Consider the following 13,462-nt stretch of genomic DNA (forward strand, 5'->3'; position numbering starts at 1 on the left):
TTGGGCCGGGAGGATGGCGGGCGATGAACTTCCTGACCATCCTGCCGCTCGCCGTGGTCATGGTCGCCGGGACGCAGTTGGTGGTGGCGGTCTTCCTCGCCTCGTCGGATCGGCCCCGGGCGGCGTCGCTGGGCTTCCTCGCGGGCGCGGGACTGGTGGTCGCCGCCGGTGTGACGGTGGGCTGGCTGCTGACCCGGTTGGTGGGGGGCCTGGTCGCCGATGCCAAAGCCGTCGCGGGCAAGGTCGATCGCGGGCCCGCCATCGACCTGGTGGTGCTCGCCCTGCTGGTGATTCTGGCCGTGCTGATCTGGGTACGGCGGGACCGCTCGGGACCGCCACGATGGCTGGGGAGCATCGAGCACGCCGATCCGCGTCAGGCAATGCGCCTGGGTGCGCTGCTCTTCGTGGTGACGCCCACCGATGACCTGACCATGGCCGCCGTCGGTGCGAGCGTGGCCCGACACAACCTGCCGTGGTGGCATCTGGCGCCGTTCGTGCTGCTCACCGTGTTCCTGCTTGCCCTGCCCCTGCTGGCGTTGCTGCTCCTCGGGGACCGGGCCGCGCGCGCGTTGACCCGGATGCGGCAATGGGCCGAGGGGCACGCCTGGATCGTCAACGAGATCGTGATCGCGTTCTTCGCGCTGCTGACCGTGGTGGACCTGGTGCGCTCAGGATGAGCCGTCGCCGCACACTCCGTCACGGATTGGCCGTCGACACGTACGGGGGAACCGGTCGGAGATGAGAGCAACATCGGTTCACGTTCGTCTTACGGTGACGCCATGTTCGCTGTCGTCACCACGGTGATCCTCTACGTCTTCGGTTTCGTCTTCCTCTATGGCGTGATCCGGCTGGGTGTCCGGCACGCGATGGAGGACCTGGAGTTGCAACGGGTCAAAGCCCAGCGCGAAGAGGAGGTGGCTGCCTCCCGGGACCGCTCCTTCATGCGCGACAACGCCTTCCTCGCAGGCAGTTGAGCACCGGATCGGTCCGGCCGGGGCCGGTGGCGTCTCGGGGTGCTCCGGGAGCTGTTGGGCGGTTCAGCGTGGCGGATGCGAGGATCGCACCCGTGATGGGAACGCTGAAGACCGAACCGGCCCGGGCCCGCCTCGACCTGCTCGCCCCGCCGGTGGCGGAAGCCATCGCGCAGTGGCCCGCCGATGCGCCGGTGGACGTCAACGATGTGCTGGTCGCACCGATCGACGCCGACCTTGCCGACACCGCGGCGTTCTGCGCGGCGTACGAGGTGGGGCTGGACGTGTCGGCCAACTGTGTCGTGGTCGCCGGCAAGCGTGAGGGTGTGGTCCGCTACGCGGCCTGCATCATCTTGGCCACCACCCGGGCAGACGTGAACGGGGTGGCCCGCCGGGCGCTGGACGTACGCAAGGCGAGCTTCGCCCCGATGACCGACGCGGTCGAGTTGACCGGCATGGAGTACGGCGGCATCACCCCGATCGGGCTGCCGGCGCAGTGGCCGATCCTGGTGGACGCGCGGGTCATCGCCACACCGCACGTGATCATCGGGTCCGGCGTACGGCACAGCAAGATCGCACTGCCGGGGCCGGCGTTGGGCGCTCTGCCCGGCGCGCAGGTGGTGGAAGGCCTGGCCAGGCCTGCATAGGCAACCACCGGCATCGATACTGTTGCACGTGAAACATCGTGGTCGTCGATGCCGGCCGCCGTTTGGCCGTTGACTCAGTGTGAGTGAGCTGCCGCCTCGCGCTGCTCGACCTCGGCAAGCGCCGCGAGCAGCGTCCCGGTCTCCTGTGCGCCGGAAACCGCGTACTTCCCGGCCAGGATGAAGGTCGGCACGCTGGTGATGCCCAGGTCCCGTGCGGTGGCCAACTGGGCGGCGACGTCGACGGAGCGCTCGTCCGAGTCGAGGAATCGGCGTGCGTCGGCCGCGTCCAGGCCGATCGTGCCGGCCAGGGTGGCCAGAGCTTCCCGGGAGCCGACGTCGACGCCCTGGACGAAGTGCGCCTGATACAGCGCCTCTACCATCTCGGCCGCCTTGCCGTGGTCGGTGGCGTAGGAGACCAGCCGGTGCGCGTCGAAGGTGTTGGCGATCACCGCGCGGCCGTAGTCCAGTCGCAGCCCGTCATTCGCCGCGACCTGGGTCACGTGGGCGACCATCTGTCGGGCGCGCTCCGGGCCGCCGAACTTGGCGGCCAGCGCCTCCACCAGAGGGAGAGGCTCGGGCACCGGCGACGGGTCGAGCTGGAACGGCCGGTAGCGGACCGTCACGTCGCCCGCATAGTTGGCGAGGGCCTCGTCCAGGCGGCGCTTACCGATGTAGCACCACGGGCAGATGACGTCCGCGTAGATCTCGATCTCCATGAACGGTGCCAACCTCGCGGTCAGTCGAGTTGTTCCCGGATCTGACGCTTGAGGCGGCCCAGGATCGCCGTGCCGCCGCGTACGCGCAGCGGGCTGATCGCCTGCGCCAGACCCATCCGCTGGTAGAGGTCGTCCGGCACGGCCAGCACCTGTTCGGCGCTCGCGCCCGCCAGCCCTTCCGCGAGGATCCCGGCGAACGCCCGGGTGGTGGGCGCCTCCGGCGGGCAGTCGAAGAGCGTCTCCACGGTGCCCTCCGGGGTCACCCGGGCGCGCAGGAAGAACGCCGTCTGACACTCCGGCACCTGCTCCATGCCCTCGCGCTCCGCGGCACCGCCCGGCAGGGCCGGAATGACATCGGCGTACTCCAGGAGCAGCTCCAGCACCAGGTCGCGTGGCGCGGCGGCGAACTCGTCGACGATCTCGGCCAGTCGGGCCGGCATGTCAGCCATGTGTCGAGGCTACCGCCGCTGTTCGGGACTCCTCAGACGGTGGGCGACTGCTCGCTGATCTCGCTGAGGGCGCTGGTGGGGTCGAGCTGCATGGCCAGGTCGCCGAGCGAGACGATCCCGACCAGCTTGCGGTCAGTGTCACAGACCAGCACCCGCCGGATGCCCCGGTCCCGCATGAGCACCGCCGCCTCACCAGCCGTGCAGTGCTGCTCGATCATGACCACCTCACGGGTGACGATCGAGCCGATGGTGGTGGCCGCAGGGGAGCTGTTCTCCGCCACGGCCCGCACCACGATGTCTCGGTCGGTCAGCATGCCGGCGAGGCTGGCGCCGTCGGTGACCACCACGTCGCCGATGTCCGCCTCCTTCATCACCCTGGCCGCCTCGTCCAGGGTCGTCTCCACCGGCAGGTACACGACCTGCTTGGTCATCACGTCACTGACCCGGTAACCGGTCATGAGGCCCTCCGCGAACGTTTCCAGTCGATCCGACTGCACTACCCCGTGACGCGGCAACTACACCACGTTTCCGCGTTCCTGGCGTACCTCCTGGACAAGTCGGTCCACCAGACCGTCCAGCGGCAGCTCGGTGCGCCCGTCGCCGGCCCGCTCACGCAGCTCGACGTACCCGTCGGCGAGTCGGCGGCCGACCACGACGGCCCGGGGGATGCCGATCAGCTCGGCGTCGGTGAACTTGACCCCGGCCGACACGTGCGTGCGGTCGTCGACGAGCACCCGCAGGCCGGCAGCGTCGAGGCGCCCGCCGAGTTCCAGGGCCGCGTCGAGCTGCGGGCCCTTGCCCGCAACCACCAGGTGTACGTCGCACGGCGCGATTGCCGCCGGCCAGATCAGCCCCCGGTCGTCGTGGTGCTGCTCGGCGACCGCCGCCACCGCCCGGGACACCCCGATGCCGTAGCAGCCCATGGTCGGGCGGACCGGCTTCCCGGCCGGCCCCAGCACGTCGACCGCGAACGCGTCGGTGAACCGGCGGCCGAGTTGGAAGATGTGCCCGATCTCGATGCCCCGCCGGATCGTCAGCTCGCCCGCCTCGCAGTCGGGGCAGGGGTCGCCGGCGCGCACGTCGGCCGCCTCGATGGTGCCGTCGGGCGTGAAGTCTCGCCCGCAGACCACGTCTGTCGCGTGTCGGCCCGGCTCGTTCGCCCCGGTCAACCAGGCCGATCCGGCCACCACCCGCGGATCGACCAGGTAACGGATGCCCAGCTTGTCGAGCAGTTGCGGCCCGATGTACCCGCGTACCAGCTCCGGATGGTCGGCCCACTCCTCGAAGACGGCCACCTGGGCCGGGTGCAGGGCGGCACCGACCCGCTTCAGGTCGACCTCCCGGTCACCCGGAAGCCCGACCACCAGAGGCTCGGCGCGGTCCGCGCCCGGCTGCCGGACGGACAGCACGACGTTCTTCAAGGTGTCGGCGGCGGTCCAACCGTCCCGACCGCCCAAACGACGGGCGTTGGCCAGCTCCACGAGGCTGGCGATCGTCGGAGTCTCGGGCGTGTCGTGCACCTCGGCAGCCGGCCGCGTGGCCGGGTCACCGGCATCCGGCGCCCGGGTGACCACCGCCTCCGTGTTGGCCGCATAGTCGCAGGCGGTACAGCCGACGAAGGTGTCCTCGCCGACCGGTGTCGCCGCCAGGAACTCCTCCGACGCGGAGCCACCCATCGCGCCGGACATCGCCTGCACCACCGTGTAGTCCAGGCCCAACCGGTCGAAGATCCGCCGGTACGCGGCTCGATGCCGTGCGTACGCGTCCCGCAGCCCAGCCTCGTCCAGGTCGAAGGAGTACGCGTCCTTCATCAGGAACTCCCGGCCCCGCAGCAGCCCGGCGCGCGGCCTCGCCTCATCGCGGAACTTCGTCTGCACCTGGAAAAGCGTCACCGGGAAGTCCCGGTAAGAGGTGAACAGGTCCTTGACCAGCAGCGCCGCCATCTCCTCATGGGTGGGCGCCAACAGGTGCTCGGCACCACGCCGGTCGGCGAGGGTGAAGATGTCGTCGCCGTACTCCGTCCACCGGCCGCTCGTCCGGTAGGGATCGGCCGGCAGCAGCGCCGGGAAATGCACCTCCTGATCGCCGATCGCGAACAGCTCACCACGCACAACCTCGGTGATCCGGTCCAGGACCAGCTTGCCCAACGGCAGCCAGGTGTAGCCGCCCGGTGCGGCGCGACGGATGTAACCGGCGCGCAGGAGGAGCCGGTGGCTCGGCACCTCCGCGTCGGCCGGGTCCTCGCGCAGGGTTCGCAGCAACAGGGTCGACATGCGCAGCAGCATGGGTGCAGCGTAGGGCCGCTTCGAGCGCACGAGCGAACCAATTCGTCCCACAGCCCGTTGACGGCGGTCTCTACGGGCCGCCGAAAATCAGCGGTCTCGCGGCAACCACTGTTGCCCGAGGTGACGTCTGGGAAGGCATCAAGCTCTCCACGCACCACTACCCGAAGGATCGGCTCGTGTGGACCCATCGCTGAGTGAGTTCGACTCGTTCGTCCGTACCCGCACCGCGGCGCTGCTGCGCTCCGCGTACCTGCTGACCGGGGATCAGCACCTGGCCGAGGACCTGGTCCAGTCGGCCCTGGCCCGGACTCACCGCTCGTGGAACAGGCTGCACCACAGCGGCAATGCCGAGGCGTACACCCGTAAGACCATGTACCACCTACAGGTGTCCTGGTGGCGGCGGCGCCGTGTACCCGAGTCGATGCCGGGCGACCTGCCCGAGCCACGCGGAGGCGACTCGGGCTCAGACCACGCGCAGCAGACCAGCCTGCGACTCACCCTCCGGGCCGCGCTGGCGAAGCTCTCCCCGAAGCAACGGGCCGTGCTGGTGCTGAGGTTCTTCGAGGATCGCACCGAGGCCGAGGCCGCCGAGCTGCTCGGCGTCACCGTCGGCACCGTCAAGAGCCAGACGGCCAAGTCGCTGGCCAAGTTGCGTGCCGTCGCGCCCGAACTCGCCGAGCTGTACGTCCTGGAAGGGAGCACCCGATGAACGACCAGCGCCTTCGGCTCGACCTGACCGACCTGGCTGAGGAGGTCACCGTGGTGGACCTTCGGGACCGGACCCTGCGTACGTCCCGCCGGCTCGGTGTCCAGCGTGCGGTGGCCACGTCGGCCGCCGCGTTGGTGCTGATCGCGGCGGTGACCGGCACTGCCTTCGCCATCCGCCCGGACCAGTCACCGCCCCCACTACCCGCCGACACCCCGTCGGTCACCGCGACGCCGACGCCGACGCAATCGCCCAGCCCGACACCGTCCACCAGCACCCCCAGCACCCCGCCCAGTGGCGGATCCAGCGCGAACACGCCGACCGCAAAGATCGGCAAGCTCTTCTACGGTCCCGCCGAGGTGACCAACGCGAAAACCGCGAACCTGCGGTCCTGGCGTCCGGGCGACCTTCCGGTACGCCTGCTGGCGCTGCCCGAACTCGCGCTGAAGGGCAACGCGAGCGTCTCGTCGGACGGCCAACGGGTGGCCTGGGTGGACAGCGACGGCAACAGCAACAACCTCTTCGTCGCCAACGCCGACGGTTCCAACAAGCAGAAGGTGCGCTCGGATGTCGATCCGTACTGCGTCACCGCGGTCTGGTCGCCGGACGGGCGGCAACTGCTGTTCCGCGAGACGAAGGCGAACGACGCGGGTGGACCCGGCCGATATGGCGTGCTGGACGTGCGCTCGACGGCGAAGACTGTGCGTTGGTGGACCACTGAACCTGACGCCTGCCACGCCCTCTGGTCGGCCGACGGCCAGACCATCGCCATGAACACCAACCTCGGGGTCACGCTCTACGGCACGGACGGCACGACGAGGCGAGTCGTCCCCGGCTTCTCCCTGGACGGTTGGCGCAGCAACGACGTCGCCAGCCTCTCCCCGGACGGCTCCCAGATCGCCCTGCTGCGGAAGAAGGCGGGTGGGGACGCCGGCGATGTCGCTCGCGACCTGCGGGTCAACGTTGTGCTGGACACAAAGACAGGTAAGGAGATCAGGCTGCCACTCGGCGGACGCGGGCTGCGGCAGGTGTTCTTCCAGGCCGACGGGTCGATGGTCGTGCGGGTCCAGGACGCCAGCGGATACGCCCTGCTGCTGGTGGATGAGGACGGCAGGAAGGTTTCCGAGACCGTCGAGCCATCGAGCCTGAAGGACATGCAGATTCTGGCCGTCGTGGACTGACGACCAGCACGGGCGAAGGGTGGGTCACCTTCGGGTGGCCTGCCCTTCGCCGTCTCCACACCGCTCGCCGGGTCACCCCGACCCGGGGAATCGGCCCTCACAGCGCACGTCCGGATCGACCACCACCCGCCGGGGCATCATCCAGTTCAGGGCGGTCTCCTCGATTGGCCAGCCGCGCACCGACACCAGGCTGTAAGGCACCTCTGCCGGCTGGGGGCAGAGGACCTGCGACCGGACCTGACCGTTCGGCAGGAACCGCACACCCGCAGCCTGGTCCAGCACGATCGTCGACGTGTCGGTGACCGTGATGAGCGAGCCCACCACCACCTCCCGTCCGGCCTCCTGGGTTGATGCCGGGGCGGCGCCGCCGTCCGGAGTCACCGTGACGTCGTCGGTCACTGCTGTCTGGGCCGCGCCTCCCGGGGCTGTCTCGACCGCTGACTTCGGAGGGACCACCTCGATCGCGGCGGTGGGCAGCACCGGCACCCGGAGGAAGACCGCACCCATCACCACCGGAAGCACGGCGGCGACCGTGAACGCCAAACCGTGGGTCAGCGCCGGGGCGATCCAGCCGGGGATCGGTCCGGTGAGCAGCACGGTGGCGGCGGGTGGCACCGCCAGCAGCGCAGCCAAGGCCAGCTCACCCTCCTGGAACGCCGCCCAGATCGCCGGGCCCAGGATGCTGTAGGACAGGACTGCCGCCGCCAGGGGCAGGGCCACGCTGACCAGCAGGATCCGGGTCGGCTGGTGCGGGTGCAGATAGCGGGTGCGCAGCGCGAGCAGCCAGAGGCCGAGCATCAACAGCGACGGCAGGAAGCGGAGCTGCCAGGTGAGCGCCCCCAGCGCGACCGCCGCGGTGAGCACCCAACCGGGGGTACGCGCCGTCCCGGAGGCGAGAAGTGACCGTTCCAGGTCGAACCGATCAGGAGCACTCAGCCGGAGCAGCCGGCCGAGCACGCCGAACGTGAGCACGACAACGGGAAACGCCCACACCAGTGCGATCAACAGGGCGCTGAGTAGGCCGAGTGGGCTGACGTACTGCACCAGCAGCAGCATCGTGGACATGTCCTGCCGGCTGAGCTGCCACAGCCGCAGCACCAGAAGAAGAACGGGAAATGCGGGGAGAAGAGTCAGCAGCCACTGCTGCGCCTGCCGCGCCCCCGCCATCCGACGCGGGCGCCCAGCCCCGCCGGGGCTGGTGGTGATCCGGGGTGCGCCGGAGCTGGTAGCGCGATCCTCTCCCATGGCCACTGCCGTACCTCCACCTTCCTCGCCTCGGGTTGCTGCTGTTCCGCGACCGGCTGGGGGAGGTTGTACTGCTGCTGCCAACGGAGGTTGGCGTTGTACGCGTCCTCCCACGTCGAGTTCTCCTTGTCCGTGGCCGAGACGTAGAGAGCGAGATCGACCAGGTCACGCAGCGCCTTGTTGGGGCCGGTGTTGACACCCCACCGCTCCTGGGGGGACGAGCCGATGTCCCAGTGCTGCAGCGGTTTGACGCCGCGGAGGGTGACGGGGAACCTCTGACCGTCGTCGTCCGGCTGGTCGCCGCTGACGAAACCGGCCAGGATCGCCGCGTCGGTGGTTACGGCGTCCGCCTTGCCGTCGTACAGCTCCTGGAAGCACTCGCTGATCCTGTTCCGGCCCACCGGCTTCGCGCCGACCTGACCCAGGCGCTGAATGGACGTCGACGTCGTGAGGGAGCAGACGGTCCGTCCGGCGAGATCTTCCAGGCTGCTGACCTGCCCTTTGAAGCTCTTCAACGTCACCACCGACTGCTCGGTGTGCAGGTACGCGGAGGAGAAGACGGCTCCCTCTTCCTCGCGCTGCTTGTTGATGCTGTACGAGGCGATGACGAGGTCGACGGTGACGAAACCGTCGTTGTCCCGGGCCTGTCGACGGGCCCGGTCCTCGCTCTCGATCGGCAGGAACCGCACCTGGGAGTGGTCGAACCCGAGAAAGCCCGCGATCATGTAGGCGATGTCGACGTCGAAGCCCTTCCAGACGTTGTTCGAGAATCGCTGGGAGATGCCCGGCTGGTCGTCCTTTACCCCGATGACGAGCTGCTGTTTCCCCTTCAGGCCGGCCTGTTCCAGCAACTCGTCGCGGGTCGGTGGACCCATTGCGAGCACGATCGGCACCAAAGCTGCCGCCAGGACGGCCAGCGCGACAATCAGCCCCACGAGTCGGATCTGACGGGTTCGGGTGGTGCGCGATGGCGTGACTGCCGCCGTGTCTGGCCCGGTAGGGCGGGGCTCGTTCGCCTGACTCAACTGGGACCTCCCCGCTGCGTGACCTGGTGACTGGTCCTCCATTGTGGGGCTATCGACCAAACCGCAGCACCCGTCCTTCGGCCGGCGGCGGGGGCCAACTCGGTGGCTGGTCAATGACCTCCGCCACGTCTCCCATTCGGGGCACTGCCCGCGATGCCTACGGTGACAGACTGGTCGCCGCAGGCAACGAACGGCGTGAGGGGGGCGCGGGTGGGCTGGCGCAGTTTTGTCGCGGTCGGGGACAGTTTCACCGAGGGCATGGATGACGCGTACCCGGATGGCACCTACCGGGGCTGGGCGGACCTGGTGGCGACCCGGCTCGCCGCTGAAGCAGGCCCCGACTTCCGGTACGCGAACCTGGCCATCCGTGGCCGGCTCTTCCCCGGAGTGGTCGCCGAGCAGGTGCCGGCGGCCGTGGCGATGAAGCCCGACCTGATCAGCTTCGCGGCCGGCGGCAACGACGTGTTGCGCCGCACTTTCGACCCGGACGCGCTGGTTGCCCGCTTCGACGAGGTGGTCCGGCAACTGCGTTCGGGCGGAGCGGACGTGCTGCTCTTCCGTTTCGCCGACGTGATGGCCCGACTGCCCGGCCAGCGCCTCGTCGCCCCCAGGGTGGAGTTGCTCAACCAGGCGGTCGGCGAGACCGCAAAGCGGCACGGTGCCATCATGGTCGACCTGTACGCCGACGACACGTTCCTCAACCCCATGCTGTGGAGCACCGACCGGTTGCACCTGTCCCCGGCCGGCCACCGGCGGGTCGCGGGTCAGGTGTTGAACGCCCTCGGGGTCGGGTGCGACGAGGAGTGGCTGATGGTTCCGCCGCACCCGGCGCCGTCGCCCTGGTTGGCCGCCCGCGCTGCCGACGTGCGTTGGGTTGGTCAGCACCTCGCACCCTGGGTGAAGCGGCGGCTGACCGGTCGATCGTCCGGTGACACGGTGACGGCGAAGCGTCCGCTGCTCGGGCCGATCGTCGACTGACCGTGCTCACGCTGCACACCGCGCCGCTGCTGCGACACACCCCTGACGGCGAGCCGTTGCCGGAGCGCGCCGTGCTGGTTGGCGGCGACCGGGTCCAGGCCGTCGGCCCGTTGGTCGAGTTGGGTGAGGCGTACGCGGGTGTGCGGGTCCGCCGCTGGCCCGGCACGCTGGGGCCGGGTCTGCTGCACGACGGCCCGCTTCCGGCGGCGCCGACCCCGCGTGAGCGGGTGCACGCGCTGCTGCGGCACGGGGTGACTGCGGTGCTGGCGGAGCACCTGGTCGACCCGGCGCTGCGGGCCGCCGTCGAGAGGGGTGACCTGCTGGTGCTGCCTGCTGCCGTCCCGCCGACGCTGCTTGTGGGCGGGCGCGCCGACCTTGCGGTTCACGGAGTCGACGGGGCATGTCTGGTGACCGTGGTCGCCGGTCGAATCGCCCACCGCCGCGCCTGAGCGCATCTCGCGTGCGCTCCGTCGCACCCCGATGGCCGGTCACCGGACAGAGTTGCGGCGTAGGTTGGGGATCATGTCTGTGCCGAACGATCCTGATCCCCGCCTTCAGTCGTACGCGGACCCGCAGCGGCTGGTCACCACCGAGTGGCTGGCCGAGCACCTGGGCGACGAGGGCCTCGTCGTTGTCGAGTCAGACGAGGACGTGCTGCTCTACGAATCCGGTCACATCCCCGGTGCTGTCAAGGTCGACTGGCACCTGGAGCTGAACGACCAGGTGACCCGGGACTACCTGGATGCCGAGAGCTTCGCCGAGCTGTGCGCCGCCAAGGGCATCGGCCGGGGCGACACCGTCGTCTTCTACGGTGACAACTTCAACTGGTGGGCCGCGTACGCCCTCTGGGTGTTCTCGCTCTTCGGCCACGCCGACGTGCGGCTGCTCGACGGCGGCCGGCAGAAGTGGATCGCCGAGGGGCGCGAGGTGACCCGCGACAAGCCAGCTCGCCCCCGCGCCGACTACCCGGTGCCACTGCGGGACGACGCGCCGCTGCGCGCCTACCGTGAGCAGGTCATGGCGCACATCGCCGCCGGTCGCCCGTTGGTCGACGTCCGGTCGCTGGGTGAGTACACAGGCGAGATGCTGCACATGCCGGACTACCCGCAGGAGGGTGCGCTGCGTGGTGGGCACATCCCGGGTGCGGTCAGCAAGCCGTGGAAGTCCGCCGCAAATGAGGACGGCACGTTCAAGGCGTTCGACGAGCTGCGCGCGATCTACGCCGACCAGCTCGGGCTCAGCCCGGACGACGACGTGATCGCGTACTGCCGGATCGGTGAGCGGTCCAGCCACACCTGGTTCGTGCTGCGGCACCTGCTGGGCTACCCGCAGGTGCGTAACTACGACGGCTCGTGGACCGAGTGGGGCAATCTCGTCCGGGCCCCCGTCGTCAAGGGCGACCAGCCCGGCGGCCTCGCGGCCTGAGCGGTCTGCGGCCTCGCCGCCTGAGCAGTCCCAACCGTTCCCGCGCGACCAGGACGGCCGCGCGGGAACGGTGCTCAGCTGGCGAGCGCGACCACGCCGACCAGGTCGCGGACCACGCCGGTGATCTCGCCAGTCTCCGGGTTCCAGCTGGCCACGGCGGCCGGTTGCAGTTGGATCAGCACGGCACCCTTGTTGTCCCAGCCCAGCACCGGACAGCAGCCCTTGCTTCGGTCCCGGCCCAGGTCGAGCACGTGCGCCACCGCGCCGGTGCGGGCGTCCAGCACTGCCACCCCTTCGGCACCGTCGATCTCGCTGCTGGTGATCCACGCCGCGCTGGCCACCCGCCCGCCGTGCAGCCAGCCGCGGCCGTAGAACTCGTTGATCTGGTACGGCGAGGGCAGCGCCGAGGCGGTGATCGGTTGTTCGGAGCGAACCGTGCCCTCCCGGGCGGCCCGACTGCGCAGCTTCAGGCCGCTCCGCTCGCCGACCATCTCGATCAGGGCTGCCTCGCGGCCGGCCGATGGGTCGGGTGCGACCACGGCCCAGGTCGACACGTCGATCGTGCTGGCGCCCCCGGTGACCCGGTCCACCGCGTACGTCCGATCGTCGCCGCCGACCAGCACCCGGTCGTTCGCCCAGACCACCAGCTCCAGGTAGCCGTCGAGGGGGATCCGACGCACGGCCGCAGTGGTGAGGTCGACGATGACCAGCTCTTTGGTCTGCGCGAATGCGGCTGACCGCCCGTCCGGCGACAGCACTCCCGGCTTCACCGCGGCCGCCTGGTTGCCGCCCGCGTCCTGGGTGGGCGCGAGCGTCACCACATCGAGACTGCGCACCACGCCGTCATTGCCGAGCACGCGAACTGGTCCGTTCGCGTGGGACTCCTCGTCCATCGGCTGGAACAGCGCCAGCGCCCGCTCGACCGGTCGCTCGGACAGCCGTACGGTCGCGGGGCTGCTGAGCCGGGCCAGCGGATCGGGTGGGAAGGTCAGCTCGGTAGGGGGTCGCTGCACGGCATCGGCGTGGGTGGGTTCGACGGTCGGGGTCGGTGCCACCGGGTTGTCCGGGAATGAACTGGCGGGCGGTCGCAGAGCCGCCACCGTGCCAACGCCGACCAGTGCCACGGCCAGGGCGATCGCGCCGACGGCCCGTCGGGTTCGCCGGGTCCGTCGAGCCCGCTCCCATCCGGCCGTTGCCGGTTGGCTGGGCAGGACGTCCTCGACGCTGACGGTCAGCAGTTGGCGCAGATCCTGCTCGTTCACGGGTTCACCTCCACGCCGGCGGTCAGATCGGCTGAGCCCTGGCCCGGTCGGGCGTCGCGGGCGAGATCCGGGGCCACCTCGCGGAGCCGGCGCAGTGCCGCATGACACTGGCTCTTCACGGTGCCGACGGTCACCCCGAGTGCCTCGGCGGTGGCGACCTCGGTCAGGTCCTCGTAATAGCGCAGCACCAGGACAGCCCGCTGTCGGGGCGGCAGCAGGCCCAGCGCGTCGTGCATCGTCAGCCGCAACGCGCCGTCCCGGTCGTGGGCCACCTGCTCCGGCGGTGTTGCGCTGAGCCATTCCCGCCGCCGGCGCCGCCACCACGACACCGCGTCCCGGTAGAGGATGGCCCGCACGTACGCGGAGGGGTCGCCGTCGCGGACCGAGGTCCAGCGCAGCGCCAGCTTGAGCAGGGCGTCCTGGAGAAGGTCTTCGGCCTGGTGTCGATTGCCGCAGATCAGGTAGGCCGCGCGGAGCAGCCGGTGTTGGTGGGTCTCCACGAAGGCGAGGTAGCCGTCTCGGCCGTCGTTTCCCGTCGGTGCCATCCGCCCCCCTCCCGGCTGTCGCGTTTG

The 13,462-nt window shown here is 70.1% G+C and carries 16 protein-coding genes; 8 read left to right on the forward strand and 8 right to left on the reverse strand.

From position 1 onward, the window contains the following. Window positions 1–23: 23 nt before the first annotated feature. The 3 genes from ACLQ28_RS04795 (at window position 24) to ACLQ28_RS04805 (ending at window position 1,618) form a co-directional block, all read left to right on the forward strand. A complete protein-coding gene (locus ACLQ28_RS04795) occupies window positions 24–677 on the forward strand; it encodes a GAP family protein (RefSeq protein WP_425684962.1) in 654 nt (217 codons plus the stop codon). Window positions 678–779: 102 nt separating this feature from the next. Continuing rightward, complete coding sequence (locus ACLQ28_RS04800; protein ID WP_425684963.1) at window positions 780–974, forward strand: hypothetical protein; 195 nt, start codon at window positions 780–782, stop codon at window positions 972–974. A gap of 95 nt (window positions 975–1,069) precedes the next feature. After that, entirely contained in the window at window positions 1,070–1,618 is a 549-nt protein-coding gene (locus ACLQ28_RS04805) for a YbaK/EbsC family protein (protein ID WP_425684964.1), read from the forward strand. 74 nt (window positions 1,619–1,692) lie between these two features. On the opposite strand, the gene ACLQ28_RS04810 is transcribed toward ACLQ28_RS04805, so the two are convergent. The 4 genes from ACLQ28_RS04810 to ACLQ28_RS04825 are packed head-to-tail and all read right to left on the reverse strand — an operon-like array spanning window position 1,693 to window position 5,068. Continuing rightward, window positions 1,693–2,334 carry a DsbA family oxidoreductase gene (locus ACLQ28_RS04810; protein ID WP_425684965.1) on the reverse strand — a complete coding sequence of 214 codons (642 nt, stop codon included), beginning with the start codon at window positions 2,332–2,334 and terminating at the stop codon, window positions 1,693–1,695. A 20-nt stretch (window positions 2,335–2,354) separates the two neighbouring features. Next, entirely contained in the window at window positions 2,355–2,783 is a 429-nt protein-coding gene (locus tag ACLQ28_RS04815) for a SufE family protein (RefSeq protein ID WP_425684966.1), read from the reverse strand. Between the two features lie 32 nt (window positions 2,784–2,815). Further along, window positions 2,816–3,241, reverse strand: coding sequence for a CBS domain-containing protein (locus ACLQ28_RS04820; protein WP_425684967.1), 426 nt, complete (start codon window positions 3,239–3,241; stop codon window positions 2,816–2,818). Between the two features lie 57 nt (window positions 3,242–3,298). After that, window positions 3,299–5,068, reverse strand: a complete 1,770-nt coding sequence (locus ACLQ28_RS04825) for a proline--tRNA ligase (protein ID WP_425684968.1) — start codon at window positions 5,066–5,068, stop codon at window positions 3,299–3,301. A 178-nt stretch (window positions 5,069–5,246) separates the two neighbouring features. Between ACLQ28_RS04825 and ACLQ28_RS04830 the strand changes: the two genes are divergently transcribed. After that, window positions 5,247–5,777 carry a SigE family RNA polymerase sigma factor gene (locus ACLQ28_RS04830; protein ID WP_425684969.1) on the forward strand — a complete coding sequence of 177 codons (531 nt, stop codon included), beginning with the start codon at window positions 5,247–5,249 and terminating at the stop codon, window positions 5,775–5,777. Beyond that, complete coding sequence (locus ACLQ28_RS04835; protein ID WP_425684970.1) at window positions 5,774–6,955, forward strand: TolB family protein; 1,182 nt, start codon at window positions 5,774–5,776, stop codon at window positions 6,953–6,955. The genes ACLQ28_RS04830 and ACLQ28_RS04835 overlap by 4 nt, the downstream gene beginning before the upstream one ends. 72 nt (window positions 6,956–7,027) lie before the next feature. Here the strand turns inward: ACLQ28_RS04835 and ACLQ28_RS04840 are convergent, their stop codons facing one another. Both ACLQ28_RS04840 and ACLQ28_RS04845 read right to left on the reverse strand, forming a co-directional pair. Beyond that, window positions 7,028–8,122: a hypothetical protein gene (locus ACLQ28_RS04840; protein WP_425684971.1), complete on the reverse strand. Its 1,095-nt coding sequence runs from the start codon at window positions 8,120–8,122 to the stop codon at window positions 7,028–7,030. Then, on the reverse strand, window positions 8,086–9,135 hold the full coding sequence (locus ACLQ28_RS04845) for a transporter substrate-binding domain-containing protein (protein WP_425684972.1): 1,050 nt from the start codon (window positions 9,133–9,135) through the stop codon (window positions 8,086–8,088). The genes ACLQ28_RS04840 and ACLQ28_RS04845 overlap by 37 nt, the downstream gene beginning before the upstream one ends. 300 nt (window positions 9,136–9,435) lie before the next feature. Here ACLQ28_RS04845 and ACLQ28_RS04850 point away from each other — a divergent pair, with 300 nt between their 5' ends. The 3 genes from ACLQ28_RS04850 to ACLQ28_RS04860 all read left to right on the forward strand — a co-directional run bounded on the left by ACLQ28_RS04850 (window position 9,436) and on the right by ACLQ28_RS04860 (window position 11,628). Then, a complete protein-coding gene (locus tag ACLQ28_RS04850; RefSeq protein WP_425684973.1) occupies window positions 9,436–10,203 on the forward strand; it encodes an SGNH/GDSL hydrolase family protein in 768 nt (255 codons plus the stop codon). 2 nt (window positions 10,204–10,205) lie between these two features. Further along, on the forward strand, window positions 10,206–10,652 hold the full coding sequence (locus ACLQ28_RS04855; protein WP_425684974.1) for a hypothetical protein: 447 nt from the start codon (window positions 10,206–10,208) through the stop codon (window positions 10,650–10,652). A gap of 73 nt (window positions 10,653–10,725) precedes the next feature. After that, the gene (locus ACLQ28_RS04860) at window positions 10,726–11,628 is read left to right on the forward strand and encodes a sulfurtransferase (RefSeq protein WP_425684975.1); all 903 of its coding nucleotides are present in this window, start codon (window positions 10,726–10,728) and stop codon (window positions 11,626–11,628) included. 74 nt (window positions 11,629–11,702) lie between these two features. Here the strand turns inward: ACLQ28_RS04860 and ACLQ28_RS04865 are convergent, their stop codons facing one another. Continuing rightward, window positions 11,703–12,890, reverse strand: a complete 1,188-nt coding sequence (locus tag ACLQ28_RS04865) for a hypothetical protein (RefSeq protein ID WP_425684976.1) — start codon at window positions 12,888–12,890, stop codon at window positions 11,703–11,705. Continuing rightward, on the reverse strand, window positions 12,887–13,435 hold the full coding sequence (locus tag ACLQ28_RS04870; RefSeq protein WP_425684977.1) for a SigE family RNA polymerase sigma factor: 549 nt from the start codon (window positions 13,433–13,435) through the stop codon (window positions 12,887–12,889). Before ACLQ28_RS04870 ends, ACLQ28_RS04865 begins: the two co-directional genes overlap by 4 nt. Window positions 13,436–13,462: the final 27 nt, after the last annotated feature.

It is taken from the genome of Micromonospora sp. DT201, assembly GCF_049841575.1.
GTDB lineage: Bacteria > Actinomycetota > Actinomycetes > Mycobacteriales > Micromonosporaceae > Micromonospora.